Genomic DNA, 24414 nt, shown 5'->3' on the forward strand with positions numbered 1-24414 from the left:
CGCACACCTTTTCACTGTCCCACTCGTCCCCCCGGACATGTACGAGGTCGAAGTGAAGGTTCGCGCCGACCACGACGAGATTCGGAACCGACTGGAGGAACTCGGTGCGAGTCCACTCGGCAAAGTCACACAGGAGGATTTCTACTACAACGCACCCCACCGCGATTTCGCGGAGACCGACGAAGCCCTCAGGGTTCGTCGGGAAGCAGGAGAAGAGGAGACCGTGGAGGTCGTGACGTACAAAGGGCCGCTGGTCGAAGAAGAATCGAAGACGCGAAAGGAACACGAAACCGTCGTCGGCGATGGCGACACCGTAGATGCATTGCTGTCCGCGTTGGGGTTCGACGCGACCGAAACCGTCCACAAGGAGCGCGAACGCTTCGAATTCGAAGGCTACGTCGTAACGCTCGATTCGGTAACGGGACTCGGCGAGTTCGTGGAGGTCGAAGCCGAGGCAGAGGAAGGTGACGTAGAATCGGTACGGGAGGGAGCGTACGACGTGCTTCTGGAATTGAACCTCGACCCGGACGAACAGGTTCGCACGTCGTATCTCGGTTTGCTACTCTCTGATACGGGAGAGTAATACTGACACGCCGGAGCGTTTCCGCAAGTTATAGAATCCGTGGATGAGAATCTGAGATAATGACTGAGCGGAACATTCAGGTCGAACCGATCGACCGTCGGGCAGTCGAAGACCAGGACATCGAAATCGTCGAGCGAAAGGGAATCGGTCACCCCGACTCTATCTGTGACGGCATCGCGGAGGCAATCTCTAGCGCACTCTCGCAGGCATATCTCGACCGCGTCGGCAAGGTACTTCACTACAACACCGACGAGACACAGCTCGTCGCGGGCAGTTCGAACCCGCAGTTCGGCGGCGGCGAAATGGTCGAGCCCATCTACATCCTCCTCACCGGGCGCGCGACCAAGGAGTATGAAGGAACAAAAATCCCGACAGATACCATCGCCCTGGAGGCGGCCCGCGACTATCTGAACGAGAACATTCCGGAACTCGACGTCGGTACGGACGTTATCCTCGACGTGAAACTCGGCGAGGGCAGTGGCGACCTCCAGAGTGTCTTCTCCGAGGAGAACGCGACGGTTCCGATGGCGAACGACACGAGTTTCGGCGTCGGCCACGCCCCACTCAGCGAAACCGAGGAAATCGTTCTGAACGCCGAGAATCGACTCAACAACGAGTTCGTCGCGGACTACCCCGCGCTCGGCCCGGACGTGAAAATCATGGGCAAGCGCGAGCGCGACACCATCGACGTGACCGTCGCCGCCGCGATGGTCGACACCTACATCGACGACCGTGCCGACTACGACGAGATGGTGGAGAACGTCCGCGACTACGTCCACGTTGTCGCCGAGGAGTACACCGACCGCGACGTGAACGTCCACGTCAACACCGCCGATGACGACGACAGCATCTACCTCACCACGACGGGCACCAGCGCCGAGATGGGTGACGACGGTTCCGTCGGACGAGGCAACCGTGCAAACGGCCTCATCACACCGAATCGCTCGATGAGCATGGAGGCGACGAGCGGGAAAAACCCTGTCAACCACATCGGGAAGATTTACAACCTGCTCAGCACCAGCATCGCCGAAACCGTCGTCGCCGAAGTCGATGGCATCCGTGACATGCGGGTTCGACTCCTCTCGCAAATCGGTCGCCCAATCGACAAACCACACGTCGCCGACGCGCAAGTCGTCACGGAAGCGGGCGTCTCGCTCGCCGACATCGAGGAGGATATCGTGGCCATCATGGACGAAGAACTGGCGAACGTGACGGATATCACGGAACGTGCGGTCAACGGCGACGTGACGACGTTCTAATCGCCTTCGACACTCGTTTATTGCGGCCACTGTTATGCCCGCCTATGCACCCGTCGGGAGCCGACACCGTCCTCGTTCGGCACGGGGATGTAGGCGTGAAAAGTAGGAAAGTGCAGACCGAGATGGAGCGACGGCTCCGCGACAACATGGCAGCAATTCTCGAAGACCGCGGTATCGACGCCGAGGTGGAACGTCGCTGGTCTCGCTTGCTCGTCCACACGGACGAGGAATCGGTCGAAGACGCGACGACTGCGGCGGCGGACACCTTCGGCGTCCAATCCGCCAGTCCGGCAGTCGTCGTCTCGCCGGAACAGGAACTCATCGAGGAAACGCTCGCCGACACCGCACGAGAACAGTACGACGAAGGAACCTTCGCCGTGCGCGCCCGGCGGTCGTCCAAAGACCACCCGTTCACCAGCGCGGAGCTCGAACGAGGGGGCGGAACCGCGGTTTGGGAGGCGGTCGAAAATCCGGTAGTCGATTTGGACGACCCCGACATCACGTTCTCCGTCGAAGTACGCGAGACCGAAGCCTTCGTCTTCATCGAGAAACGCGACGGGCCGGGCGGCCTCCCGCTCGGAACCCAGACGAAACTCGTCTCGCTCGTCAGCGGCGGTATCGACTCGCCTGTCTCGACATGGGAGGTGATGAAACGTGGGAGTCCGGTGATTCCGGTCTACCTCGAACTTGGCGATTACGGTGGGCCGGATCACGAAGCACGGGCAATCGAGACGGTTCGAAAACTGAAAAAATACGCCCCGAATCACGATATGCGCGTTCGGAAGGTTCCCGCGGGCGAGGCGATGAACCGTCTCGCGGACGAGGTCGGCCCGGCTCGAATGCTATCATTCCGGCGGTTCATGTACCGCGTCGCGGAGCACATTGCGCGAGAGGAATCCGCCCACGGCATCGTCACGGGCGAAGCCATCGGCCAGAAGTCCAGTCAAACCGCACGAAATCTCGGCGTCGTCAGCGCGGCGACGACCATGCCGATTCACCGCCCCCTGCTCACGATGGACAAAAGCGACATCGTCGCCCGCGCCCGGAAAATAGATACGTTCGACGACTCCACGATTCCGGCGGGTTGCAACCGCATCGCGCCGGATTACCCCGAGACGAACGCAACCCTCGAAATCGCTCAGAACGCCGACCCCGACGGGATTTTCGAGTTGGCCAAGGAAGCCGCCGAGAACGTGGAAATCGTCGAACTCTGAGCATTCTTCGACCAGGCGATTACAACATCCCGGTGTCGTACCGCGGGAAAAAACAATAGTCCTCGATACCGTTCGTATCGATATGAGCACTGACGATAGAACCCGTGTCAAAGAGATGATGTCGACACCGCTAAGGACGGTTTCGCCGGATGCGACTGTAACAGACGCTGCGAAAGTAATGCGGGAAAACGATATCAGCGCGCTTGTCGTAACGACCACCCCGCGATCGATTATCAGCAGTTCCGACGTGCTCGATGCCGCTGCCGACGGTCTGGATCCGACCGATTTACTGGTTGCTGACGTAATGACGACGGATGTCGAGACCGTTACTCCCGACCTTTATATGGAGGAGGTCGCCGCGATGATGACCACCTTCGGTATCAAACACCTACCCGTCGTCGACGGCGATTACGTCGGAATGGTTTCATCGACCGACGTCACCACCCTCCTCTCCTGAGGGAACCGCCGAAGCCGATACCCTCTATTCTATCCGATAGAAGACGAAATCGCTTTAGCCCGCCACTCCAACCCGAAAATTGTGACCCGCGTCCTGCTCGTCGGTTCGGAGAATGTCGATTTGCGTGCCGAACTGTTCTCTCGGGAAACGGCGCGCGATGCCCTCGCCACCTTCCAAATCCGCGAACCGTATCAGAACTGCCTCGAACTGGAAACCATCAGCGTCGGTTCGGCCACCTCGCTGTTGAACGACTTGAACTGGTATCTCGTTCGGTTCGTGGACGAGGCGCTCGTTCTCGAACCGAGCGTCAGCGACGACGAATGGCTGTCCCGAAACCTCGCGGCCCGCGTTCGGGATGGCGACCTCAATCCGGCCGAAACCGACCCCCTCCTCAAGGTGTACGGTATCGAGGAAGGTGAGTTCGGAACGAAACTCGTGGAACCGATGTACGTCGCACGAACCGTGGACGGGGTTCCGGAGTACGACCTGCGCGACGTTAACGAAACGCTGGTAGTTCGCGTGACGGAAGACGAGTTTCGGTCGTAAGCGCCACGGATATCGGTTCGCCTCTCGACACATTTTGCTCGCTCTCGGCGACGGAGGCGTATGGTGGGGCCAATCAGTGAACAACAAGTCGTGACGTGGCTCGACGGTAAAGTCGTCGGGGACGTGCAGCGCGTCACCGACGACGAGACCGAGTTCAACATCGAGCTTCGACTCGCATGACTGCCGCTTCACGTCATCAAAGAGGAGACACAGGGGCCGGTTCGGCTGGTCAGTAACACCGGGTTCGACACCGAACGAACCCGGAAGCTCATGGAAAACGACGAGGACAGAAACGAACTGCTGACCCAAATCGGACCGGTTCTTGCGGTGACGCCGGGGTTCTACACGTTCCTCGACGAGGAGGGTGCCTCGTGTGAGTTTACAGACACACTCGATTCAACTCGAACACCGAATCTATCCCGATGGCGCGAGCAGACAGGCGATGATGGAGAGGCTGATGAGTCTCGCGACCGCCATGCGGTATCTCTAAAATACGGTCACGATGTTGCTCGAAGCGCGACGAGATGGGTAGGGGGTACTCCCAGAGGAGGAGCGGGCCGAGCGTCAGTGGGTCGTCGATGGATGGGTTGGGTTATGCTCGAACCCGTTTGGCCGAAGACACGCCGGGGTAAAAATACCAGTTCGTCGTTCCCGGTTTTTGAAAACGAGGTGTACCGGATCCAGTTTCGCCGTTATCGGCCCCGCGTAATACGACCCCGGTGTGTGTCCGTCGGTTCAAAAGTCGCGTTCGACCCGTCGTCCGTCGAGAGTCCGAGTTCCCTCATCCGGAGCGATATAGTTATTTACGGACTTTGACAATACTGGAGATAATGTCCTCCAACTCGTCTGACATCCGAATCCGAAAGGTCGTCGGCCCGATACGGATTCGGGACACGACGCTTCTGTTCCAACTAGGCGGACTCTTTTTCGCGTTCATCGGTATACAGGTGTTGTCGTTCGGATTCAACCTGCTTCAGTTGCCACTCACCCTCGACGAGCTGGTGCGGTTGCCGGCGAACGTCTCCGGAGTAAGTCGCTCACCGATGTCTGCGGCCTATCATCTCGGACTCGGATGCTTTTTCCTCTGTAGCGGCCTCGGAATCGGCGCGGTTCGGCTCCGAATCGAGCGATGACTGGTGCAACAAACTACTTTTTTGCCCCGTCTCTATTCTGCCGAACGATGACCGATGTCGATTCGAACATCGCCGACTGCGACGGCCTCGAAATCTGCTATCTGACCGCGGGAGATCCTGAAAATCCCCCGGTCGTCCTCCTTCACGGCGGTGGTCTCGATTCGGCGGGACTCTCGTGGAAGCACACGATCGAGCCCTTGGCAGACCGTTTTCGTGTCATCGCACCCGACTTGCCGGGATACGGGCGGAGCGACTCGCCGGATGCGCCAGTCTCCATGGAGTATTACGTCTCCGTCCTCGGCAGGTTTCTTGACACGGTCGCCATCGACACGACTGCTCTCGTCGGTATCTCGATGGGAGGTGGTGTCGCCCTGGGATTCACACTCGACCATCTCGACCGCGTTTCCAAACTGGTGTTGGTCGATAGCTACGGACTCGGTGGCAAGGTTCCCGGCGGTTCGCTCGGCTATCTGTTCACTCGTCTCGGCCTGACCGGCCTCGTCTTCGCGCTACTGCGCCGGAGTCGATCGGCAACCGCGTTTTCGCTCCGGAGCGTTACAGCCGGAAAACCGGACGAAGAACTCGTTTCCGAGGCGTTCGCCGAACTTCGACGCCACGGCGGAACCGCATGGGAGGCGTTGCAGCAAAGTGAAGTGACACCCGCCGGTCTCCGGACGAACTACGTCGGAAAGCTACCAGACCTCGAAGTGCAGACGCTGTTGGTTCACGGCGAGCGTGACCCGGTCGTACCGGTTTCGTGGGCGGTACGGGCCGGTTCCCTGATTCCGGATGCTGTGGTTCGTATCATGCCGAACTGCGGGCACATGCCACCCCGCGAAAAGCCTGACCAGTTTGAAGCGCTCGTACAGTCGTTCCTCTAATCGAACATGCCCGTCGAAAGGTAGCGTTCGCCGCTGTCGGGGAACACGGTGATGACGAGTGGGCAATCGTCGTAGCCCTGTTCGACACCACCGTCGGATGTCACCGGAGACTGCGAGTCGAACTCCCCGTCAGCCATCATCTCGCTCCACTCCTCGGGCATCTCCGGGCAGTTGAGTTCGGGTTGCGCGAGGCGCTCGGCAACGCGGTAGGCCGCGACGCTTGCCGCACCGCTCGACTGCCCGACGAGAATTCCTTCGTCGCGGGCGAGTCGGCGACATTCATCCTCCGCATCCTCCAGCGACACCGTCTCAACCGAATCGAGGAGGTCGGTGTCGAGGAGGTCGCTGACGAATCCGGGGCCCATGCCCTGATACTCGTCCTCACCGGGTTCGCCGGACGAAAGAACGGCGTTTCGTTCCGGTTCGACGGCGATGACTTCCATGTCGGGATACTCCTCCAGCAATCGCGTGGCGGTTCCGGTAATCGTCCCGCCCGTCCCGACACCTGCGACGAGGGCGTCGATTTCGCGCCCTTCGACTTGTTCGATGATTTCTTCTGCCGTCGTCCGGTAATGTGCTTCCGCGTTGGCCCTGTTTTCGAACTGGCCGAGTTGTATCGTATTCTCGGACTTGGAGAGTTCGTCGGCGCGCGCGCGGGCGGATTCCATGTTCCCATCGACCAGTTCGAGGTCAGCGCCGTAGGCTTTGAGCAGTTGCCGACGCTCGGGTGATTTCGACGCGGGCATGACGATGGTAAGGTCGTACCCTCTGGCCGCACAGACGACCGCCAAACCGATTCCTGTATTTCCGCTGGTCGGTTCGACGATTCGGTCGCCCGGTTGCAGTTCATCCGCACGTTCGGCGGCTTCGACCATCGCCAACGCCGGGCGGTCTTTGGCTGACCCGCCGGGGTTGAACGACTCGATTTTCGCGGCGACGGTCGCACCCTCGGGCGAGCGCACGTGGACGAGCGGCGACCCCACGGCGTCGAGGATGGAGGATTTCATACCCGAGCGGTACGGTTTCCACACCTAAACACCTACTGGACTCCGGCAGGAGATGCCGGAAGAAAGAGTGGTTTATCCTCTTCCGGCCCAAGCCACGGGTATGGAATCGACCGAACCAACCCCGACGTGGGACGCGAACGCGCACAGCGAGACAGTCAGCGCAATCGAATCGGGCGTCGGCGAAGTCACCTACCGCGTCTGGGGCGCGGACTGGTGTGGCGACTGCCGAAGCGCACTTCCGGACTTCTTCGCTGCGCTGGACGCCGCAGGTGTTCCCGACGATGAGATACACGTATACGAAGTAGACCGCGACAAGAACGGCGAACGCACCGAGGAGTATGACGTGACGCTCATTCCGACCATCGTCGCGGAACGCGACGGCGACGAAGTCGCTCGATTCGAGGAGAGCGAATCACTCCCTGCGGCGGAGTTAGTCGCTGAAAAACTCCTCGAAAGCGACGTATCGGCCTGATTTTCAACTATTCCAGCGCGAGGTCGTCCGCCCACTCCAGTCCGGCGTCGATATCAGTCACGGGCGGCGAGCAGGTAAACGAACGACAGACGTAGAGCGTCGGTTCTTCGTCCGCCTCTCGTCCCGCCCAAATCGGCGGCACCTCGTCCAGATCCAATTGTTCACACCATTCCGCTAGACCCTCCTCCGTCGGCGGACGGTGGGCCAGAATCCGCGTTGGCAGGAACGTCCTGGCAAGTCGGTCACGCCATTCGGCGGGCAGTTCGTCGCCAGCAATCGTCAGTTCCAGCGACCCCGTGGCGTGGCGGTCTGCGGCGAGCGCGAGGGTCGCGTACTGGAAGGGGTTCGACTCGATGGTTTTCGCGTGAGTTTCGAGCACCGATTCGGCGACCTCGCCAAATCGGTCGTGCGGAACGAATTCGGAGAGGACGAGCAGCACGTCGGTTGCGACCCCCAAACTCGACGGCGTGGACTGGTCGGCCAACTCCTGCGGGCGAGCGACCAGTCGCTCGCCGCTCTCGGGGGTAAAGTACAGCGTCCCGCTGTCGTCGTCCCAGAACTCGCGTTCGATCGCTCGCGCGAGGTCGAGCGCAAATCCGAGGTGGTCGGGGTTGCCGGTCGTTTGATACAGGTCGAACGCACCACGCGCGAGGAAGGCATAATCTTCGAGGTAGCCATCAATGGCCACATCGCTGTCTTTGAATCGCCGCGAAAGCGTTCCGGTTTCTGCATCCCAAAGATGCTCACGGACGAAATCGAGCGCCGATTCGGCAAGGGCCGTGTACTCGTCGTCCAAGACGAGTCCACCTTCCGAAAGCGCGGAAATCAACAGTCCGTTCCATCCGGCGAGAATCTTCTCGTCGCGAAGCGGACGTTCGCGTTCTTCACGCGCCTCGAACACCTGTCTTCGAGTGTCGTCCAGCAGCTCCCGAACTTCGCTTTCGTGCAGGTTGTACTCCTCGGCGAGTTCTGGAACGCTCCCGTTCAGCGTGAGCACCGTCTTCCCTTCGAAGTTGCCGGATTTCGTGATTCCGTAGCGGTCACAGAAGAGGTCGGCAGCGGTTTCGTCATCGACCACGTCGTGAATTTCTTCGGGCGTCCAGACGTAGAACGCGCCCTCTTCGCTTTCTCCCGCCTCGTCCTCGCTTCGGGCATCCAAGGTGCTGTAGAACCCGCCGTCCGGATGGCGCATCTCCCGGTCGAGGAACGCGAACGTCTCGCGGACGAGGGCCGCATAACGGTCGTTGCCGGTGACCTGATAGCCTGCGAGATAGATTTGTGGCAGTTCCGCGTTGTCATAGAGCATCTTCTCGAAGTGCGGTACCGTCCACGCCCGGTCGGTGGCGTATCGGTGGAATCCACCGCCGACGTGGTCGTACAGGCCGCCGTTTGCCATCGCATCGAGCGTTTCGACGGCCACGTCCGAGAACTGCTTCGCACCGGTTCGGTCGAACGCTCGAAAGAGAACGTCGAGTCGAGCCGGTTGCGGGAATTTCGGCCCGCCCTGTCCGAATCCACCGTACTCGCGGTCCGCACTCCGAACGATCTGCGAGGCCGCACTTTGAAGCAGTTCCGAACTTGGCGTATCACTCGCTTCCGGCGTCGATTCCAACTCACCTTCGATGGCGTTCGTCCACTGTTCGCCCCGGTTTTCCATCTCGTCGCGGTCCGTGTTCCACGAGTTGCTGATGTTTTCGAGCAGGTCGGTAAAGCCGGGTCGTCCCTGCCGGGAGTGTTTCGGGAAGTAGGTGCCGACGTAGAACGGCTTCCCGTCGGGGGTGAGCCACGCGGAGAGGGGCCACCCGCCACCGCCGGTGACCTGCTGGCAGATGCTCATGTAGATGGCGTCGATGTCGGGTCGTTCCTCGCGGTCAACCTTTATCGGGACGAAGTTCTCGTTCAACAGTTCCGCCACGTCCTCGTCCTCGAAACTCTCCTCTTCCATCACGTGACACCAGTGACACGCCGAGTAGCCGATGGAGAGGAAAATCGGCACGTCGCGCTCGCGCGCCGCTTCGAGCGCGTCCTCGTCCCACGGTTGCCAGTGTACCGGGTTGTCGGCGTGCTGGCGAAGATACGGGCTTTCCTCCTCGTCGAGTCGGTTGCGCCGCGTCGGGTTGCTCATGGTCGGAAGTTACCGGTCGAATCACGTAAAGACCCGTACTACCGCACGACTGATACTGGCTGGCGACCTACTCTGCCCACATGTCTGAAACGGGCATACCCGACAGGTTCGCCGATGAAATCGTCTCGACCTGTCGGACTGGAATCGGGGATACCCTTCGGAGCGTCATTTACTTCACGCCGAGCGAGTTCGACGTGCTCTATCTCCGGAGCGACCTCTACAGGGGTGGCACGGAACAAGCGCGGGAACGGGAACTCGTCTTCGTCAACAACGAACGCCTCGGATTCGGCACGAGCGAGACGTACAGGCGACTCGCAGAACAGGGGGCGGAACCGGCCATCGGGGAGTACGAACTCACCATTCGGGCGTTCTCCGACGGCTTCGTCAGTCGTGTCATCGTGGGCGACCACGGCGTCCTGTTGACGAGCGATAGCCTCCACATCGCGGATTTCGAGGACGTTGCGGTGGCGCTTCGGAAACTGTTGACGGAGTACGACCAGTCGTAGGAAAGACACTTTCCGAGTGCGATTCAGTGTGATGTATGAAGCTATCGCCGAACCGAGATAATAACTGGATTGCACTCGAAGTCATATTACGTCGTTCGGGCCACCGAAGGACACGTCACAAATGGCGAGCCATTCCGGACGGAAACGGTTGAGGACGATAGCCGAATGGATACTCCGATTCCTCGGTATCGCCGTCGGACTGGCGTTCGTCCTCCACGGACAGGAGTCCGTGTTCGCCAAGGTATCCAAGAACGTGAATAGTTTCAGAAAGGGCACCAACAACCTTTACACTACTGTGTCCATATTTTCCCAGTATGAGCGAAACCGTACTGTTGGTCGGTGGCGGCGGTCGTGAACACGCTATCGCCCGGTCGCTGGCCGACGGTAACGCCACACTCTACGCCTGTGCGGGTAACCGAAATCCCGGAATCATCTCCCTCGCTGACGGCTTCGAAACGCTCGACACGACGAACACGACGGCCGTCGTCTCCTACGCGAACGACGTGGGGGCAACGCTCGCCGTCGTCGGGCCGGAGGGGCCACTCGCTGCGGGTGTCGCCGACGCGCTGGAGGACGCCGGAATCTATGCGTTCGGCCCGATGCAAGCGGAGGCTCGCATCGAGACGGACAAGGCGTTTCAGCGCCGGTTCATGCAGGAACACGACATTCCGGGGTGTCCCGATTTCGAGACGTTCGACGACACCGAATCGGCCTGCGAGTACATCGACGAGTACGACGGTGACCTCGCGGTGAAACCCGCCGGACTGACGGGCGGAAAGGGTGTCAAAGTCATCGGCGACCAAGTGACTCCCGAGGAAGCAATGGCGTACCTCCACGACAGCGATTACGACCGTGTCGTTCTCGAAGAACGACTCGTCGGCGAGGAGTTCACAGTGCAGGCGCTCGTGGCGAACGGGCAGCTGCGGGTTACACCTGCCATCCAAGACCACAAACGTGCCTACGAGGGCGACGAAGGGCCGAATACGGGTGGGATGGGCAGTTACAGCGATGCGAGCCTCGAACTGCCGTTCATGGACGAGGACGACTATCACGAGGCGGTGGATGTACTGAAAGCCACCGTCGATGCCCTTGACGACTATCGAGGCGTTCTGTACGGACAGTTCATGCTCACCGCCGACGGTGTGAAAGTCATCGAATTCAACGCCCGATTCGGCGACCCGGAAGCGATGAACACCCTACCGGTGCTCACCACCGATTTCCTCGACGTGCTGGTCGCGGCACGCGATGGGAATGACCTGCCGAAACTCACCTTCGAATCGCAAGCAACGGTTTGTAAGTACGGCGTGCCTACGGGTTATCCGACCGACCCTGAAGCCGGTGCGAAACTACAAATCAGCCCGGAAAACGCGGGTGACGCCATCCTCTTCTACGCCAGCGTGGACGAACGCGACGATGGCATCTACACGACGACTTCGCGTTCATTTGCGGTCGTCGGCCTCGGAGAGACCATTTCGGAGGCGGAAGAAATCGCGGAAGCGGCATTGTCCGTCGCGGGCGAAGACGGACTTCACATGCGCCACGACATCGGAACCGACGCCCTCATCCAACGCCGAATCGACCACATGGAAGCACTGCGTAACTGAGCGTAGCAAGCGCCTACTGGAACACCCAATCAGACCATAACCAAGTCATATTCCACTGATACATCTCCCATGGATAACGAACTGACGCCTGACGAAATCTTCGACGCACTCGGACACAATCATCGGCGACACGCACTTTCCGCCCTGATGGACTGTGATGGTGCGACGACTGTAACGAAACTGGCCGAGAAAACGGGTCGGCGAATCGACGCAAGTCCCGACCGAATCAAAGCCGGACTCCATCATTCGCATCTTCCACGACTCGAAGGGATGGGCGTTGTCAATTACGATATGAACGCGGGAACCGTGGAACTGACGACCGCCGCCAACGACCTCCAACCGTTCGTCGAATTGGCGGAAGAGTAGGTTCAAGCTATCCGGGGACAAATTCCGGCGCGTGAGCGACGACACGACCCGCCGCCACGAGCGAATTACGCATCACGCTACACCCGGCGGTTTGAACTCCCTGCAGTACTGGACCACTGCCCGCAGTCCACTTCGAGTTGCGATACAGTACCTCGTCATTTGGCTCGTGCGAATTAATCCGAGCCTTCGACTTAAAAGTTGGCTGCTGCGACGAATCGGCGTCACAGTCGGCCGCGGTGTATCGTGGGGGCTCGAATCGACGCCCGATGTGTTTTGGCCCGACCTCATCACGGTCGAAGACCACGCTATCATCGGCTACGATGCGACGATTCTCTGCCACGAGTTCCTTCAGGACGAGTACCGAACCGGCGAGGTCAGAATCGGCGAACGTGCGATGATTGGCGCGGGTGCGGTGATTTTGCCCGGCGTCGAAATCGGTGCGGGTGCGCAGGTGGCCGCGAACTCGCTAGTGACCAGAGACGTTCCGGCAGGGGAGACGGTCGCTGGTGTTCCGGCGACCGAAATGTCCGACGAAAATCCGGGTTCGGACGACGCGTAATCCGGCATCGCGGTGCCGGTTACTCGTATATTCTGGGTGCCTCGATAACGTTTGTGAACTCGAATCGCGCTCCACCGGCGTCACTCTCCGTCACGCTACAGTCCCACTCGTACACGACCGCTAACTCGCGGACGAATGCCAGCCCCAGCCCCATTCCTCCGTAATTTGCCGCCGTCGTGTACCCCATCTCGAAGACGGTTTCTCGGTCGTCGGTCGGTATTCCGACTCCGTCGTCGGCCACGTAAAATCCGGTCGATAATTCGCCGACCGTGACGGTGACATCCGACCCGCCGTGTTCCACGGCATTCTCGAACAAGTTCCTGAACAGGTGCTGAAGATACGTTTCATCGGCCCATATCGTGCAGTCTGCCGCGACCTCCAGTTTCGCATTAGTAGTATCCACTTCGTCCCACGCATCGTGTATCGCAGTCACGAGTTGCACCGGACTACTCTCGGGAACCGCCTCGTAGCCTTGCGTCACCACCAACATCACGTCGATGATGTCCTCGATGCGGTCGAACGCTTCCGTGATGTAACCAACCGCAACTGGGGCGCTGTCCACCGGAAGTTCGTTGGAGTACATCTGACCGATCATGAGGGGGTTCCGGAGTTCGTGGGCAACCATACTCGCGAAGCTATCCAGCCGTTTGTTCTGTTGTTCTAGTTGCTGTTCGCGCTCGTTGCGCTTGGTCACGTCGCGGACGACGTTAACCCGGTCGTGTGTTCCACCCTGCTCTGGAAGGAGCGAAACAGCTGCTTCGACCTCGATTTTCTCCCCGGATGCAGTTGCCAACGTCCCTTCGTGGGTCTGTGTTTTCTCCCCCGACATGAGGTCGCTGTGAATATCGTCGGCGATGGTTTCGGCGTCCTCCTCGACGACGAACGACGTGTGCGAGCCGAGGAGTTCATCCCAGTCGTACCCGATCATTCGGCGTAGGCCTCGTTGACCAGGGTGAAGCAGTTGTCTTCGTCAGCGACATAAATGCCGTCATCGACGGTTTCAACGATGGTTTCGTAGCGTTCAAGCTCCCGACTATAGCGTTCCGCTTCCCGTCGTCGCTCTTCGGCGTTGAGTGCCCGCGATTTGGCTCTCGCATCTTGATAGCCTATCCCGAAACCAGCGATGCAAAAGAGGGCTGTGAGGACGAGACCGTTCACCACTGGGTTCGAAAGTCCAGTGGCGAGCGCTATAAAGAGAAGAACGCCGAGCATAACCCCGATGCCGGCGAAACACCACTTGGTGATGGTAGAGAACAGGTCGGGCCGAATATCGGCTCGCGGCAGTCGATATCCTCCATAGATGAGGATGGTGCCGGGAACGGCGATTAACGTAGAAATGGTAAACATTTCGTTACCCGTTCTAGCAACAATCGTCGGCGCGAATGGCCACAGAATTGCCGCTGTGACGTAGAATCCACCGAGGGCAAGGGTCACCAGCCGACCGACGACGCCAGAAAACAGCTGTGACCTGTGTTTCATTACTCATCGGTAGCGGTGTCAATTAATGTCCGTTGCGATTACTCCCGATCAGGATCGCTGGGCCGCCGGTATCGGTGTTTTCGAAACGTTGTATACGAAGGGCGCTACTGGATATCGACGCGAGAGGGGTATTGTAGCACGGACGATGGAAAATGGGAGGCGACGCTTCCGTCTCAGTTCCGCAGTCGAACCGCACCTTTTCGCATGATGAGGTGATTCGGCAGTATGAACTCCTCGCCGTCGTTTTCGATATGGGTAACGAACATATCGACCTCTTGGACGATACCCTGATTGCCAGCGACGCGAATCTCGTCGCCGATGCCGTAGGGTTGGTTGAGCAGAAGGTAGATTCCCGCCGCGGACGAGCGAAGCAAGTCCCACGCCGCGACTGCCCCGAAGACGATGACTGCGAGGACGTACGCCCCGAACAACACGAGAAGCGTGAGCACCGCGATGCCGATCTGGCTCAGCGCGATGAGCGTCGAGACGTAGACGATGCTGTACTTGACGATTCGCGGGATAACGCTCACTTCGGGGAGTTTGACGCTGCGCAGTCGTTCGCTGACCAGCAGTTCGGCCTTGTCGGCCACGACGAACCCGACGATGAAGACCAGCGCCGCGACGAACAGTTGCGGGGTAAAGAGAATGATTTGCCAGAACAACTGCGTGCTGAGCGGCAGTTCGGCGGTGTTGAGCGCGAGTAAAATCGCAACACCGTAGATGAACCAGGATGTGAGTCGGGCAATAAGTGACACCGTTGTCGTTCCGAGGCTCCTCGCGGTGCGCTCGAACGGTGTCCCTTCGACGACTTCGTGAACACCTGCGGCGCGGAGAATGCGTCGGTTCAACCGACCGAGAAGATAGCCCGCGATGCCGCCTCCAAGGAGGATGAGGAGGGCGAGGATGATTCGGTACTCCTCTCGGAGGAGTACTTGCCACTCGGGTTGCATCTAGTACTCCTCCGGGTCGAGTTCGAGAATGATTTCACCGCCTTTGAACGACCGGACGAGACCGTCGCTTTCGGACAGAACGATTGCCGTGGCGTTCGTGTCGCGGGTAATCGCACCTGCCGCCATGTGGCGTGCGCCAAGTCCTTTCGGGATGTCCACGCCCTCGGCGGACGGTTCGAGATATCGATAGGCGGAGACGATTTTCCCCGAATCCGAGATGACGAACGCACCGTCGAGGCGGGAGAACTCCTTCAGCATGACGTTCACGATGGGGTCGCCGACGTGAACGTGCGACTTCTCGAACGGGTTGTATGAGAGCGGTCGGGACTTGTTCATTACCTTGCCGGCGTCGCCGACGACGAACAGCGCGCCGACCGGTTTACCTTTCTGCCCTTTCTTCCCCAGTTCGATGGCGACTTCGAACACGTCGCGGATGACACCCGGGTCGGCCCGCGAGTTGGCAAAGAGGTCATAAATACCCGAATGGGCTTCCTCGTTCGCTCGAACGCGGGTTGCGCTGTCGATGCCGTCGCCGAACATGCTGGCGATGCAGGCGAGTTCGTCGCCATCTTCCGCGATGCCGTGGTCGATGGCCCCTTCGATACCGAATCTGATTCGGTCTTTGACGTTCTCGAACTCCAGTGGAAGCTCAACGAAATCATTCGCACCGACGTGATTGTCGGGCGCGACGACCACCACGTCAGTGTCGTTCACGTCGGCGAACCGCTCGTAGTACGATCCGCTCGGAGAGAAGAGGAACACCGCGTCAACACCAGCGACGAGGTCCTCGAGAAGTTCGCTCAGATCGGTCATTATAGAAGGGCACTCAATCACCGGAGAAAAGGTTTGCGGGGGTATATGTCACCCTTCGTTTCTTTTTGTGGGGATCTCTCCTCGTGGACTGGAGAGGGTTTTCGAAGTTCACGGATACCGGTTATAAAAAACGCTACATTCCCATGTCCGCAGCGGAGTCGGGAATCGGCAAGTCGTTCGGTTGCACACCGAGCAGTTCCGCCGCGTGGTCGAGGGCCATGTCGAAGCCGTAGTAGCGCTCGATTTCGGGACTTTCCGGTGTTTCGCGCACTTTGAGCATGCCGTATCCCTCAATATTCTGTGCGACCGCTGCGGTCTTGCCTTCGCATGAAAATTCGAGGACGCGCTCGTGGTCGGTTTCGAAGTACGTCGCCGAGATACCGTTTTCCGAAAGCGTGGTCATAAATGCCCGTTCGAAGTGGGGACAGTCGAAGGTATCGGTTCCACCACGAACGGGAACGGAGAGGCAATGCGAAAGACGGACAAAAGGAAAGGCAGGTGTCGCGGGAGTGTTTCATCCGAATCATGACCCGATGGCACCAGAGCGGCACTCGGCGCGACATGTGCATCCTCCTCGCCGAGGCCGGGGAAGTCCGTGGCCAGCGATTGAAATCAAGACTCGAATCGCACTACGACAAACAACTCGACCCGAAGCGATTCTACAACACTCTTACCAGATTGGTCGAGAGCGGTCACGTCGAAAAGCGAGTCGAGGGTCTGTACGACGTGTACTCGCTTACTGAAGCTGGTGAGAAACGGTTGAAAGCGCAGTTCGAGTGGATGCGAGAACGAATCGAAGAAAGAGACTCCAATTGACATCCGACTAAGATATCCCGTCGCGTGCGAGCAACGCGCGCGAGGGACGACTGAGTGGTGTTCTCGTGAGCGAAAGCGAATGAGAACCCGGACGAGGTTCGCTCGTCCGGAGCGAAGGAGGAGGCTGGGGAGGACGAGGTGCGGTTGCGGTCATTTGTTGACGGGAATAGCTAGCGACACGACCAAATCAGGAATGTGAGGGTGATTGACGTAATCGAGAAGTCGCTAGCTGATGCCGACTCCAATCATACCGCCACCGCGACCGCACCGCAGACACCACACGCCTTCCCAACCGACTACGCTTCTCACTTCGTTCCGGTGCCTGCGGGCCACGTCCGCAGGTCAGCAAGACACAAGGCGTCTTGCAAGCCTCATCCCTTGTACGCTGTCGGTTCAGGCCTTCGGAGGTGAACGCCTCAGGCCTGTGCCAGCGCGCGCCACCGTAGTAGATTCGGTTTTCAAAAAGTCAACAACCAGTCGAAAAACTCTCGATTCGTTCAGTCGAGCATCTGCGCGGCAATCGTATTCCGAAGCACCTCACTCGTCCCTTCGTAGATTTCGTTCAGTTTGGCGTCACGGTAGTAGCGTTCCGCGTCGAAATCGGTGGTGTAGCCGTAGCCGCCGTGAATCTGGATGCCTTCGTTCGCGACTTCGCGGGAGATTTCGCTGGCGTACAGTTTGGCCTGTGCGGCCTGCTTGATGTAATCCTCGCCGCGAATCTTGCGGTCTGCGGCCTGATGCATGAGGAGTTTCGCGGCGCTGATTTTCGTGTCCATGTCCGCGAGTTTGTGCTGGATGGTCTGGAAGTCGCTGATGGGACGGTCGAACTGCTCGCGCTGCTGGGCGTATTCGAGCGCGTCGTCCTTCGCGGCACGGGCCAGTCCGATACTGCGCGCCGCGATGGTGATGCGGCCACCGTTCAGCGTTTTCAGCGCGTGGACGAAACCACGGCCCTCTTCGCCAAGTCGGCGGTCTTCCGAAATCCGGAGGTCATCGAATCGGAGTTCGGCGGTCGGACAGCCTTTGTCGCCGAGTTTGTGCTCCGTGCCCTCGACGAAGAACCCGTCGTCCTCCTCTGGTCGGACGATGAACGACGAGATGCCTTTGTTCCCGGCGTCCTCGTCGGTTTTCGCGAAAACGGTGACCGTCTCTGCGACCGAACCGTTCGAAATCCAGAGTTTGCCGCCGTTCAGGACGTACTCGTCGCCGTCCTTCTCCGCCGTGGTGTCCATCGCGGGAACGTCGCTTCCCGCGCCGGGTTCCGACAGCGCGAACGCGCCGATGTCGGTGCCTTCGTTGAGCGGCGTGAGATACTCTTGTTTCTGTTCTTCGTTCCCGAATTCGTAGAGCATGTTGCCCGCGAGACTGGTGTGGGCCGCGACGATGGTGCCGAGGCCGCCTGAACCGCGCGAAATCTCTTCGAGCCCGATTGCGTAGGAGTGGTAGTCGAGTCCGGCCCCGCCGTACTCTTCGGGGAAGGGCATTCCCATCAGACCGAGGTCGGCCATCTCACTGACGAGGTCGGCCGGGAACTCGTCGGTTTCGTCGATTTCTGCGGCACGAGGTTTGATCTCCTCGTCAACGAACTCCGCGACCATGTCCCGGATCTGTTTCTGCTCTGCGGAGAGACTGAAGTCCATACGCGAAAATGCGAGCAGTAAATCCTTTACTTTTCCCATCCCCATCCGCGACGGTCGCGCTGCGATAGCAGGTTACTTGAACCGTTTTCGAAGGTCGTCCACCGTGACCACGCCTTGTACGAGATACGACAGTTTTCGGTGTTTCGGCGCGATGGTCGCCGCACCGAGCAGAATCGCCCCTTTCATCGGTTGCCCCTTCCGGAAGGCGTTCCCTGCCTGTGCGAGCAGGGAGATGACGTTCAGTTTGTCCAAGGAGTTGTTTCCGGCAGGGACGGCCGACGACATCAATCGCATGCCGGTTTTCACGACGCCGAGTAGCGTTCGAAGCATGGACTGGTACAAAGACGCACAGTGGCGTAAGGATTTGGGGCGAACACGAAAGTCGTTGAAGAGGGGAAACGGGTGGCGTCTCCGCCCGCCGTCCGAAACCGATTACCCGCATGAACCCAACTATCGAACTATGTATGGCGTGGTGACTCGAAACCCCGAAGAACTCGACTGGCCCGAGTTCGAATGGGGATTCTACGAGATGAAGGACGTGACGGGACGCGCGACGGAACCGGTCGAGTCGGGCGTAAACATGATCTCCTGTTTCGGCGACAGCAACGCGGCCGAAAACGACCCCTCGCTCGTGCCGCTGAGCGACGAGGGCGAACTGGCGACCCGCGAGCGAACCTACTTCGATTGGGGCTACATCTGTCCGACCCGCGAATCGTACCGCGAGGGACTGTTGGAGATGATTTCCGACGCAGCCGAGGCGAACCCTGACGTTCGATTGGACGACGTTGGCTTCCCACGCGCGGAGTACTGCCACTGTGACCAGTGCGAGTCCGAATTTGAGGAAAGCGAATACGACGACTGGTGGGAGTGGAGGGCCAACGTCATCACCGAGTTCGTCGCGGAAGCGACCGACCGAATCCCCGGAAAAATCTATTTCACGCTCTACCCCGACCCCTATCCCGGCCACCTCTACGAGCGTGCCGGACTGGATGTAGACGCCCTTTCGGAGCACGTGGACGAGTTCGTCGTCCCACTGTACGACATGGCCTATTCGACGACGTATTGGCTGGAAGTCATCGCCACCGGGTTCGAAGACGCCCTCGACATCCCGTTCAGCATCGAACTCTACGCGGTGGACATCGACATCGACAACCTGATTCACGCGACGGAAGTCGCGGACGCCTACGCGAACGACGTGTTTTTCGGCTACGAATCCAGCAACGCTCGCGGTGCGATTCGGCGGATGGACGCCGATTCACGCGAGGGTGTCTCGCACGGGAACTGAGTTGTGGACTCGCCGTCCCACGTTTATAATCGCTTGTCCTGCCACGCCAGCAACTGCTTCCGGTCGCGGGTGTTTTCCGGCAGTTTCGAAAACCACTTCGCGTCGGTGATTTCCCCGTCCGGGTCATCGACGGTCGGGATCGTCGTCTCCGCTCTCGCCTCGAACACCGGGAGGACGCCCCACGTCGAGTACTCACCACACCGTATCGCGGTTCGGGTCGCAATCGCCAACCCTTCGTATTCCGCTTCGATTCCCGCTTCCTCACCGAGTTCGCGCTCCGCAGCTTCGCGGTAGGACTCCCCGTCGCGAACCCCGCCGCCGGGGAGCACCCACATATCCACGCCCTCGTGCCAGACGAGGAGTACCTCGCCCGACGGTCGATAGACAGCAGTGTGCGCGCCGTAGGGTGCACCGTTTTCGGACACTCTTTGGGCGAGCGTTCGGAACCGTCGGCGTGATACGTCGTACGTTCGGGAGAACTCCAGAAACTGCGTGTGCGTGTCCGTCAGCCCGTGGTACGCCTGTTCGGCACGCTGTTCCGCCTCGGTGGCGAGAAACCACAAGTCATCGAGCGTCATTTTCTCGTCGCTTGGGGTCGTGACCGTGGTGTCGTCGGAGAGCGCGACGGCGGAGATGAACGAAGACCAGTAACGAATGTAATCATGTGCCACGATATTCTGGCAGTCGGAATAAGCCTTCGGTCACCGACATTCCCGAATCGGTCGCTTTTTACCATCGGGCGGGCTATTCGGCGATATGAGCTTTGAGGAAGACGACCACGTCATCCTGCACGACAAGCACAGCGATTACGACGGTGAAGAAGGAACGGTTACGCAGGTCGTCGAAAGCATGTTCGGCGATGCTACGTACACCATCAGTTTCGAGGACGGACAGGAAACGGGCATCCCCGAAGACTCGCTCGAAGCCGTCGAAGACGAAGCGTAACTTTTCTTTCTTCCATTCGTACATCCACCATGGCCAGCGTTCCGTTCCACTACATCGACCTGCGAACGTTCTGTTACGCGACCGAAGACGACCAGCGCGTCGAGGCCGCCCTCGACACGTATCTCCCCGACGAGTTCGAAATCGAGCGCATGCAAAGCGAGGGACACCACGGCGACCGAATCATCGTTCTCTCGGCGCGCGTGGAGAACGCCGACGAGATGCGTCACGTCCTCGGTAAACTCCGCGAACTCACGGATATCGACCGAGTGCGCGACGAACTGAACGAGCGCGTGGACGACAACTGTTCGTTTTTCGTCTCGCTCGACAAACAGTCGGCCTACCGCGACACGGTCGAACTCGGCGAGGGAATCACCCTTCGCGCGAAAGTCGAAGCGTATCCCGCGAAAAAAGAGGCCGCCGTCGAAAACGCCCGCAATGCACTCGCCTGACACGGCCTGCTAATCGGTGCATACCCGACCCAGTGACCGACTTATCTATTCACTCGGACAGTGGACACTTATCTTCCCTTCCGACCGGTTAGGGAGTCACAAAGTATATCACGGTTCCGACTGTGGTGACAGATGTTACCACGCATCGAGCGTGAGTGAGTATCATGCAAGAGTGCCCATACTGCCATTCTGACCTACTCGGCGGGAGTACCTCCCAAACGACTCGCAACGGAAACCCAACTGGACACAAGAGCACCGGCACCGAACTCGTGTCATGTCCTGACTGCGGCGGCGTTATCGACGGTTTCACTGCACACTGACCCTCTCGGTGTACTGATCGGCTTGCGATGGTTTCTCATATTTTCGCTTGGCGCTCACGCTACAGTCTGGGACTTGCAGGATTCGAATTCACTGAACACATGCTTGGCTCACGAACGTTGTTCGCCGAGAATGTGCGGGACCGGATTCGAACCGGCGGACCTCTATAGGACAGCGTCCTAAGCGCTGCGCCGTTGGCCTAGCTTGGCTACCCGCACGCAACATCAAGTTCCGAACTCTGCGATAAGAACCTGTCGCTCTCGTCGGACGAGCGTTTATATTGGATGGGGCGCTACCTCGTGTCGTGTATCGGGCACGTGACCAAGTCGAAAACGAAGCGTGGCTTTCCGAACTCCAACAGGCCGCAGACCGCCTCGAACTCGAAACGGGTGCTCGCTCCCGCGCGGCCGACCTCTTTCTCACCACCATTTCCGACATTGACGACCCCGAAGACCGCTCGAAACGCGCGGTTGCCGCGGCCAGCCTCTACGCCGGGTCGCTCATCGAGGGCGACCAGCGCTCACAACAGGCAGTGGCGGATGCGGTCGGCGTCGCTCGCCTGACGATCCAACAACGATGGAAAACGATTCTCGAAGAAGCGGGACTGCAGCCCCCGTCATGGTAATCGGCCTCGTGAGTGATTCGCCGATTCGGACGAACTCAGTTACGCCCGTCGCGGGCAGGGGTTAGGTTGCCGTGTTCGTCGATTTTACCCTCGACGATACGCGTACTGGAGATGATGTCGCCGTCTTCGGCTTCGACGTGCGGAACCACCACGATTTCGAGCGGGTCGAACCCGTTTTCCTGCCGAATGTCGTTGATACGCTCGCCGCCGTGTTTCGTCTCCGGTGAGACGATGAGTACGTCGAACTTCCGCTCGGTGGCGATACCGGTCGGTTCGGTGAGTTTTCGAACGTCGAACTCGCGGTCGTGTTCTTCGGCGAACGGCCGGAGTTCGGATTCGAGGTCGCGCTTTCGTTCCTCGAACGACCGAACACGTCTATCCACGTGCCGCGTTTTCGGTGCGAGGTCGTCGCTCGTCAGTCCAACTGTTACGTCACCGAGTTCGAACGCTCGCTCGAACAACGCCCGGTGACCATCGTGTACCGGGTCAAACGTCCCACCCAACGCCACGTCCATACACCGGCGAATGGTTCGGCGTGGTTTATCACCTTCGGAACTCCTTGCCGTCATCGAATGGAAGACGACCGGTCACGATACTCCCGGTACAGCGCTTCGGCCCAGTTCAGAAATTCGCGCTCGTCACACTCCAGCAACGCTCGCAGTTGTCCATCGTCGTCGTACGCACCCGCAAACGCCCAGTCATCGCCGAGTGTCAGGCCGAACTCGACATTTCCGTCGTGTTCGTAGATATCGATTGCGCGGCTGACGAGCCGAAATTCGAGCGGGTTGGAAGCCCGAGCGGTTTCGATTCGTTCCGGTGACATTATAAGTTCCGTATCGACACCCGATAGGACGAGCTCCGCGTGCGCATCGTGGTACAGTCGGCTCAAAACGGGTGCGAGCATCCGAACCGTTTCGGTCTGGCGCGCGCGCAGTCGCTTCACGTACTGGCTCACCGGTGCCTGTGGCTGGTCGGGGGAGGCGGTGACGAGGGTCGCGTCGGCCAACCACGCAGGATCCGGTGCGTGGTCTCCATCGGGAAGATATCGGTAGAAGGGGTCGTATGCCGAAATCGTTCCGAGCGTATCGACGTAGTCCGCGTGCGTTTGCGCGACGAGTTCACCGCTAGTGGTGAGTTCGTAAACGCCGTCGTGTTTTTCAACCCAGCCGCGGTTGGCGAACTCCGAGAGGTTTCGCTGGACGCTTCGGTGGGACACGTCGGTCGCATCGGTCACGTCTCGGGGGGAGCCGGACTGCTCGCGGAGATGGGTGAGCAAGCGAAGTCGCTCCGGAGAGGCTGCGAGGAACGCAACGGTGTCTGGCACATCCATCGGGCAAAACTACTCGAAGGAGTGATGTAAACGTCCCTCTTCGGCGATGTTCTCCCTCGGGTGCGAAACGTGATTCTTAAGGGGCGAACGGGTGTCGTTTCGTGTATGAGTGACGAACAAGAGGCAGAAGCAGCTGAGGAAGAAGAGACAGAATCGCAGGACGGACTGCAGGAAGGAGACTTCATCAGCCTCGATTACACCGCACGAACCGTCGAAGAGGGCGACCTCGTCGACACGACCAGTGAAGAGATCGCCGACGAGGAAGGCGTCGAAGCCGAAGGTCAAGAGTTCGGCCCGCGAACCATCGTTCTCGGCGCTGGCCACATCTTCGAGGATGTCGAAGAGGACATCTACGGCAAAGAAGCGGGCGCAGAAGGCGACGTGACGGTCGAACTCGCGTTCGGCGAATACGACAACGAAGAAGTACGAACCGTCAGCGCCGACAAGATTCAGGAAGACGACCGCTACCCCGGTGCCCGCGTCAACGTCGACGGCCAGCAGGGCTACGTCGAGACCATCATCGGCGGCCGCGCGCGTGTGGACTTCAACCACCCGCTTGCAGGTGAGGACATCGAATACGAGTACGAAGTTCTTGAAGAAGTCGATGACCAGGACGAGAAAGCAAAAGGCCTGTTCTCGATGTACATCGACGCCGACCTCGACATGTGGATTCAGACGGACGAAGTCGAGGAAGAGGACGAAGACGGCGAAACCGAGACGGTCGAAAAGGAGACGCTCTACATCGAGGCGACGCCACAGCTGTCGATGAACCAGCAGTGGATGTTCCAGAAACAGCAGATCGCACAGGACGTCATCGACCGACTCGACCTCGACCGCGTCATCGTGCAGGAGACCATCGACGGCTCCGCCGGCGGCATGATGGGCGGAATGGGCGGCATGATGGGTGGCGCTGGTGAGGCAGACCTCGAAGAGGCTCTGGAAGACGCTGACATCGACGAGGACGAAATCGTCGAGGAGCTTGAAGCGGAAGACGACGAAGCGGAAGAAGTCGAAGAGTAAACCTGTAATCGAACCGCTTTTTTCGGATGTGA

30 protein-coding genes and 1 tRNA gene are annotated in these 24414 nt (G+C 59.4%); 18 read left to right on the plus strand and 13 right to left on the minus strand.

What is annotated here, in order from left to right:
- Window positions 1-37 precede the first annotated feature (37 nt).
- From cyaB to ACN2TU_RS07070, 7 genes are all read left to right on the plus strand, one after another.
- Window positions 38-583, plus strand: a complete 546-nt coding sequence (cyaB, locus tag ACN2TU_RS07040) for a class IV adenylate cyclase (protein ID WP_435154224.1) — start codon at window positions 38-40, stop codon at window positions 581-583.
- Between the two features lie 59 nt (window positions 584-642).
- Window positions 643-1842 carry a methionine adenosyltransferase gene (locus ACN2TU_RS07045; RefSeq protein ID WP_435154227.1) on the plus strand — a complete coding sequence of 400 codons (1200 nt, stop codon included), beginning with the start codon at window positions 643-645 and terminating at the stop codon, window positions 1840-1842.
- A 44-nt stretch (window positions 1843-1886) separates the two neighbouring features.
- Window positions 1887-3056, plus strand: a complete 1170-nt coding sequence (locus tag ACN2TU_RS07050) for a tRNA sulfurtransferase (RefSeq protein ID WP_435154230.1) — start codon at window positions 1887-1889, stop codon at window positions 3054-3056.
- An 82-nt stretch (window positions 3057-3138) separates the two neighbouring features.
- The gene (locus ACN2TU_RS07055) at window positions 3139-3513 is read left to right on the plus strand and encodes a CBS domain-containing protein (RefSeq protein ID WP_435154232.1); all 375 of its coding nucleotides are present in this window, start codon (window positions 3139-3141) and stop codon (window positions 3511-3513) included.
- 81 nt (window positions 3514-3594) lie between these two features.
- Entirely contained in the window at window positions 3595-4059 is a 465-nt protein-coding gene (locus ACN2TU_RS07060; RefSeq protein WP_435154234.1) for a DUF5804 family protein, read from the plus strand.
- An 830-nt stretch (window positions 4060-4889) separates the two neighbouring features.
- A complete protein-coding gene (locus ACN2TU_RS07065) occupies window positions 4890-5192 on the plus strand; it encodes a hypothetical protein (protein WP_435154236.1) in 303 nt (100 codons plus the stop codon).
- Window positions 5193-5239: 47 nt separating this feature from the next.
- The gene (locus ACN2TU_RS07070) at window positions 5240-6073 is read left to right on the plus strand and encodes an alpha/beta fold hydrolase (protein WP_435154238.1); all 834 of its coding nucleotides are present in this window, start codon (window positions 5240-5242) and stop codon (window positions 6071-6073) included.
- Here the strand turns inward: ACN2TU_RS07070 and ACN2TU_RS07075 are convergent.
- Window positions 6070-7080 carry a PLP-dependent cysteine synthase family protein gene (locus ACN2TU_RS07075; protein ID WP_435154240.1) on the minus strand — a complete coding sequence of 337 codons (1011 nt, stop codon included), beginning with the start codon at window positions 7078-7080 and terminating at the stop codon, window positions 6070-6072. The genes ACN2TU_RS07070 and ACN2TU_RS07075 overlap by 4 nt on opposite strands.
- A 100-nt stretch (window positions 7081-7180) precedes the next feature.
- Between ACN2TU_RS07075 and ACN2TU_RS07080 the strand changes: the two genes are divergently transcribed.
- Entirely contained in the window at window positions 7181-7552 is a 372-nt protein-coding gene (locus tag ACN2TU_RS07080; RefSeq protein ID WP_435154242.1) for a thioredoxin family protein, read from the plus strand.
- A gap of 7 nt (window positions 7553-7559) precedes the next feature.
- Here ACN2TU_RS07080 and ACN2TU_RS07085 read toward each other — a convergent pair whose 3' ends face one another.
- Window positions 7560-9677 carry a thioredoxin domain-containing protein gene (locus ACN2TU_RS07085; RefSeq protein WP_435154244.1) on the minus strand — a complete coding sequence of 706 codons (2118 nt, stop codon included), beginning with the start codon at window positions 9675-9677 and terminating at the stop codon, window positions 7560-7562.
- An 80-nt stretch (window positions 9678-9757) separates the two neighbouring features.
- Between ACN2TU_RS07085 and ACN2TU_RS07090 the strand changes: the two genes are divergently transcribed.
- The 4 genes from ACN2TU_RS07090 to ACN2TU_RS07105 all read left to right on the plus strand — a co-directional run bounded on the left by ACN2TU_RS07090 (window position 9758) and on the right by ACN2TU_RS07105 (window position 12712).
- Entirely contained in the window at window positions 9758-10183 is a 426-nt protein-coding gene (locus ACN2TU_RS07090; RefSeq protein ID WP_435154246.1) for a DUF7522 family protein, read from the plus strand.
- A 314-nt stretch (window positions 10184-10497) separates the two neighbouring features.
- Window positions 10498-11787, plus strand: a complete 1290-nt coding sequence (gene purD, locus ACN2TU_RS07095; protein WP_435154249.1) for a phosphoribosylamine--glycine ligase — start codon at window positions 10498-10500, stop codon at window positions 11785-11787.
- A gap of 69 nt (window positions 11788-11856) precedes the next feature.
- A complete protein-coding gene (locus tag ACN2TU_RS07100) occupies window positions 11857-12153 on the plus strand; it encodes a DUF7344 domain-containing protein (protein ID WP_435154252.1) in 297 nt (98 codons plus the stop codon).
- A gap of 31 nt (window positions 12154-12184) precedes the next feature.
- Window positions 12185-12712, plus strand: coding sequence for an acyltransferase (locus ACN2TU_RS07105; RefSeq protein WP_435154256.1), 528 nt, complete (start codon window positions 12185-12187; stop codon window positions 12710-12712).
- A gap of 19 nt (window positions 12713-12731) precedes the next feature.
- On the opposite strand, the gene ACN2TU_RS07110 is transcribed toward ACN2TU_RS07105, so the two are convergent.
- The 5 genes from ACN2TU_RS07110 to ACN2TU_RS07130 form a co-directional block, all read right to left on the minus strand.
- Window positions 12732-13640, minus strand: coding sequence for a PAS domain-containing sensor histidine kinase (locus ACN2TU_RS07110; RefSeq protein ID WP_435154259.1), 909 nt, complete (start codon window positions 13638-13640; stop codon window positions 12732-12734).
- A complete protein-coding gene (locus tag ACN2TU_RS07115; protein ID WP_435154262.1) occupies window positions 13637-14191 on the minus strand; it encodes a PAS domain-containing protein in 555 nt (184 codons plus the stop codon). The genes ACN2TU_RS07110 and ACN2TU_RS07115 overlap by 4 nt, the downstream gene beginning before the upstream one ends.
- 173 nt (window positions 14192-14364) lie before the next feature.
- A complete protein-coding gene (locus tag ACN2TU_RS07120) occupies window positions 14365-15141 on the minus strand; it encodes a mechanosensitive ion channel family protein (RefSeq protein WP_435154265.1) in 777 nt (258 codons plus the stop codon).
- A complete protein-coding gene (dacZ, locus tag ACN2TU_RS07125; protein WP_435154268.1) occupies window positions 15142-15954 on the minus strand; it encodes a diadenylate cyclase DacZ in 813 nt (270 codons plus the stop codon).
- Window positions 15955-16087: 133 nt separating this feature from the next.
- Entirely contained in the window at window positions 16088-16357 is a 270-nt protein-coding gene (locus ACN2TU_RS07130) for a DUF7111 family protein (protein WP_435154271.1), read from the minus strand.
- Window positions 16358-16479: 122 nt separating this feature from the next.
- Between ACN2TU_RS07130 and ACN2TU_RS07135 the strand changes: the two genes are divergently transcribed.
- On the plus strand, window positions 16480-16770 hold the full coding sequence (locus tag ACN2TU_RS07135) for a helix-turn-helix transcriptional regulator (RefSeq protein WP_435154273.1): 291 nt from the start codon (window positions 16480-16482) through the stop codon (window positions 16768-16770).
- A gap of 497 nt (window positions 16771-17267) precedes the next feature.
- On the opposite strand, the gene ACN2TU_RS07140 is transcribed toward ACN2TU_RS07135, so the two are convergent.
- Window positions 17268-18410, minus strand: a complete 1143-nt coding sequence (locus ACN2TU_RS07140) for an acyl-CoA dehydrogenase (RefSeq protein ID WP_435154275.1) — start codon at window positions 18408-18410, stop codon at window positions 17268-17270.
- 72 nt (window positions 18411-18482) lie between these two features.
- Window positions 18483-18740: a hypothetical protein gene (locus tag ACN2TU_RS07145; RefSeq protein ID WP_435154277.1), complete on the minus strand. Its 258-nt coding sequence runs from the start codon at window positions 18738-18740 to the stop codon at window positions 18483-18485.
- 130 nt (window positions 18741-18870) lie between these two features.
- Between ACN2TU_RS07145 and ACN2TU_RS07150 the strand changes: the two genes are divergently transcribed.
- On the plus strand, window positions 18871-19695 hold the full coding sequence (locus ACN2TU_RS07150; protein ID WP_435156147.1) for a hypothetical protein: 825 nt from the start codon (window positions 18871-18873) through the stop codon (window positions 19693-19695).
- 23 nt (window positions 19696-19718) lie between these two features.
- Here ACN2TU_RS07150 and ACN2TU_RS07155 read toward each other — a convergent pair whose 3' ends face one another.
- Entirely contained in the window at window positions 19719-20273 is a 555-nt protein-coding gene (locus ACN2TU_RS07155; RefSeq protein ID WP_435156148.1) for an NUDIX hydrolase, read from the minus strand.
- A gap of 178 nt (window positions 20274-20451) precedes the next feature.
- Here ACN2TU_RS07155 and ACN2TU_RS07160 point away from each other — a divergent pair, with 178 nt between their 5' ends.
- The gene (locus tag ACN2TU_RS07160; protein ID WP_435154278.1) at window positions 20452-20640 is read left to right on the plus strand and encodes a DUF1918 domain-containing protein; all 189 of its coding nucleotides are present in this window, start codon (window positions 20452-20454) and stop codon (window positions 20638-20640) included.
- Between the two features lie 29 nt (window positions 20641-20669).
- On the plus strand, window positions 20670-21089 hold the full coding sequence (locus ACN2TU_RS07165) for an RNA-binding protein (protein WP_435154279.1): 420 nt from the start codon (window positions 20670-20672) through the stop codon (window positions 21087-21089).
- Between the two features lie 451 nt (window positions 21090-21540).
- Here ACN2TU_RS07165 and ACN2TU_RS07170 read toward each other — a convergent pair.
- Window positions 21541-21625 (minus strand) — tRNA-Leu (locus ACN2TU_RS07170).
- 86 nt (window positions 21626-21711) lie between these two features.
- Here ACN2TU_RS07170 and ACN2TU_RS07175 point away from each other — a divergent pair.
- Complete coding sequence (locus ACN2TU_RS07175) at window positions 21712-22032, plus strand: transcription initiation factor IIB family protein (RefSeq protein WP_435154280.1); 321 nt, start codon at window positions 21712-21714, stop codon at window positions 22030-22032.
- 35 nt (window positions 22033-22067) lie between these two features.
- Here the strand turns inward: ACN2TU_RS07175 and ACN2TU_RS07180 are convergent, their stop codons facing one another.
- Both ACN2TU_RS07180 and ACN2TU_RS07185 read right to left on the minus strand, forming a co-directional pair.
- Complete coding sequence (locus tag ACN2TU_RS07180; RefSeq protein WP_435154282.1) at window positions 22068-22547, minus strand: phosphopantetheine adenylyltransferase; 480 nt, start codon at window positions 22545-22547, stop codon at window positions 22068-22070.
- Between the two features lie 50 nt (window positions 22548-22597).
- A complete protein-coding gene (locus ACN2TU_RS07185; protein WP_435154283.1) occupies window positions 22598-23362 on the minus strand; it encodes a helix-turn-helix transcriptional regulator in 765 nt (254 codons plus the stop codon).
- A 105-nt stretch (window positions 23363-23467) separates the two neighbouring features.
- Between ACN2TU_RS07185 and ACN2TU_RS07190 the strand changes: the two genes are divergently transcribed.
- Window positions 23468-24382 carry an FKBP-type peptidyl-prolyl cis-trans isomerase gene (locus ACN2TU_RS07190; RefSeq protein WP_435154284.1) on the plus strand — a complete coding sequence of 305 codons (915 nt, stop codon included), beginning with the start codon at window positions 23468-23470 and terminating at the stop codon, window positions 24380-24382.
- The last annotated feature ends 32 nt before the right edge of the window (window positions 24383-24414 follow it).

Source organism: Haladaptatus marinus, assembly GCF_051194195.1.

Bases quoted from the DNA above. Each gene is read 5' to 3' on its own strand.
- ACN2TU_RS07100 (WP_435154252.1), top strand. From the start codon at position 11,857: ATGGATAACGAACTGACGCCTGACGAAATCTTCGACGCACTCGGACAC.
- ACN2TU_RS07140 (WP_435154275.1), bottom strand. From the start codon at position 18,410: ATGGACTTCAGTCTCTCCGCAGAGCAGAAACAGATCCGGGACATGGTC.
- ACN2TU_RS07155 (WP_435156148.1), bottom strand. From the start codon at position 20,273: ATGACGCTCGATGACTTGTGGTTTCTCGCCACCGAGGCGGAACAGCGT.
- ACN2TU_RS07070 (WP_435154238.1), top strand. From the start codon at position 5,240: ATGACCGATGTCGATTCGAACATCGCCGACTGCGACGGCCTCGAAATC.
- ACN2TU_RS07130 (WP_435154271.1), bottom strand. From the start codon at position 16,357: ATGACCACGCTTTCGGAAAACGGTATCTCGGCGACGTACTTCGAAACC.
- ACN2TU_RS07045 (WP_435154227.1), top strand. From the start codon at position 643: ATGACTGAGCGGAACATTCAGGTCGAACCGATCGACCGTCGGGCAGTC.
- ACN2TU_RS07050 (WP_435154230.1), top strand. From the start codon at position 1,887: ATGCACCCGTCGGGAGCCGACACCGTCCTCGTTCGGCACGGGGATGTA.
- cyaB (WP_435154224.1), top strand. From the start codon at position 38: ATGTACGAGGTCGAAGTGAAGGTTCGCGCCGACCACGACGAGATTCGG.
- ACN2TU_RS07190 (WP_435154284.1), top strand. From the start codon at position 23,468: ATGAGTGACGAACAAGAGGCAGAAGCAGCTGAGGAAGAAGAGACAGAA.
- ACN2TU_RS07160 (WP_435154278.1), top strand. From the start codon at position 20,452: ATGAGCTTTGAGGAAGACGACCACGTCATCCTGCACGACAAGCACAGC.
- ACN2TU_RS07135 (WP_435154273.1), top strand. From the start codon at position 16,480: ATGACCCGATGGCACCAGAGCGGCACTCGGCGCGACATGTGCATCCTC.
- purD (WP_435154249.1), top strand. From the start codon at position 10,498: ATGAGCGAAACCGTACTGTTGGTCGGTGGCGGCGGTCGTGAACACGCT.
- ACN2TU_RS07110 (WP_435154259.1), bottom strand. From the start codon at position 13,640: ATGATCGGGTACGACTGGGATGAACTCCTCGGCTCGCACACGTCGTTC.
- ACN2TU_RS07120 (WP_435154265.1), bottom strand. From the start codon at position 15,141: ATGCAACCCGAGTGGCAAGTACTCCTCCGAGAGGAGTACCGAATCATC.
- ACN2TU_RS07055 (WP_435154232.1), top strand. From the start codon at position 3,139: ATGAGCACTGACGATAGAACCCGTGTCAAAGAGATGATGTCGACACCG.
- ACN2TU_RS07080 (WP_435154242.1), top strand. From the start codon at position 7,181: ATGGAATCGACCGAACCAACCCCGACGTGGGACGCGAACGCGCACAGC.
- ACN2TU_RS07145 (WP_435154277.1), bottom strand. From the start codon at position 18,740: ATGCTTCGAACGCTACTCGGCGTCGTGAAAACCGGCATGCGATTGATG.
- ACN2TU_RS07165 (WP_435154279.1), top strand. From the start codon at position 20,670: ATGGCCAGCGTTCCGTTCCACTACATCGACCTGCGAACGTTCTGTTAC.
- dacZ (WP_435154268.1), bottom strand. From the start codon at position 15,954: ATGACCGATCTGAGCGAACTTCTCGAGGACCTCGTCGCTGGTGTTGAC.
- ACN2TU_RS07075 (WP_435154240.1), bottom strand. From the start codon at position 7,080: ATGAAATCCTCCATCCTCGACGCCGTGGGGTCGCCGCTCGTCCACGTG.
- ACN2TU_RS07115 (WP_435154262.1), bottom strand. From the start codon at position 14,191: ATGAAACACAGGTCACAGCTGTTTTCTGGCGTCGTCGGTCGGCTGGTG.
- ACN2TU_RS07090 (WP_435154246.1), top strand. From the start codon at position 9,758: ATGTCTGAAACGGGCATACCCGACAGGTTCGCCGATGAAATCGTCTCG.
- ACN2TU_RS07150 (WP_435156147.1), top strand. From the start codon at position 18,871: ATGTATGGCGTGGTGACTCGAAACCCCGAAGAACTCGACTGGCCCGAG.
- ACN2TU_RS07085 (WP_435154244.1), bottom strand. From the start codon at position 9,677: ATGAGCAACCCGACGCGGCGCAACCGACTCGACGAGGAGGAAAGCCCG.
- ACN2TU_RS07185 (WP_435154283.1), bottom strand. From the start codon at position 23,362: ATGGATGTGCCAGACACCGTTGCGTTCCTCGCAGCCTCTCCGGAGCGA.
- ACN2TU_RS07180 (WP_435154282.1), bottom strand. From the start codon at position 22,547: ATGGACGTGGCGTTGGGTGGGACGTTTGACCCGGTACACGATGGTCAC.
- ACN2TU_RS07065 (WP_435154236.1), top strand. From the start codon at position 4,890: ATGTCCTCCAACTCGTCTGACATCCGAATCCGAAAGGTCGTCGGCCCG.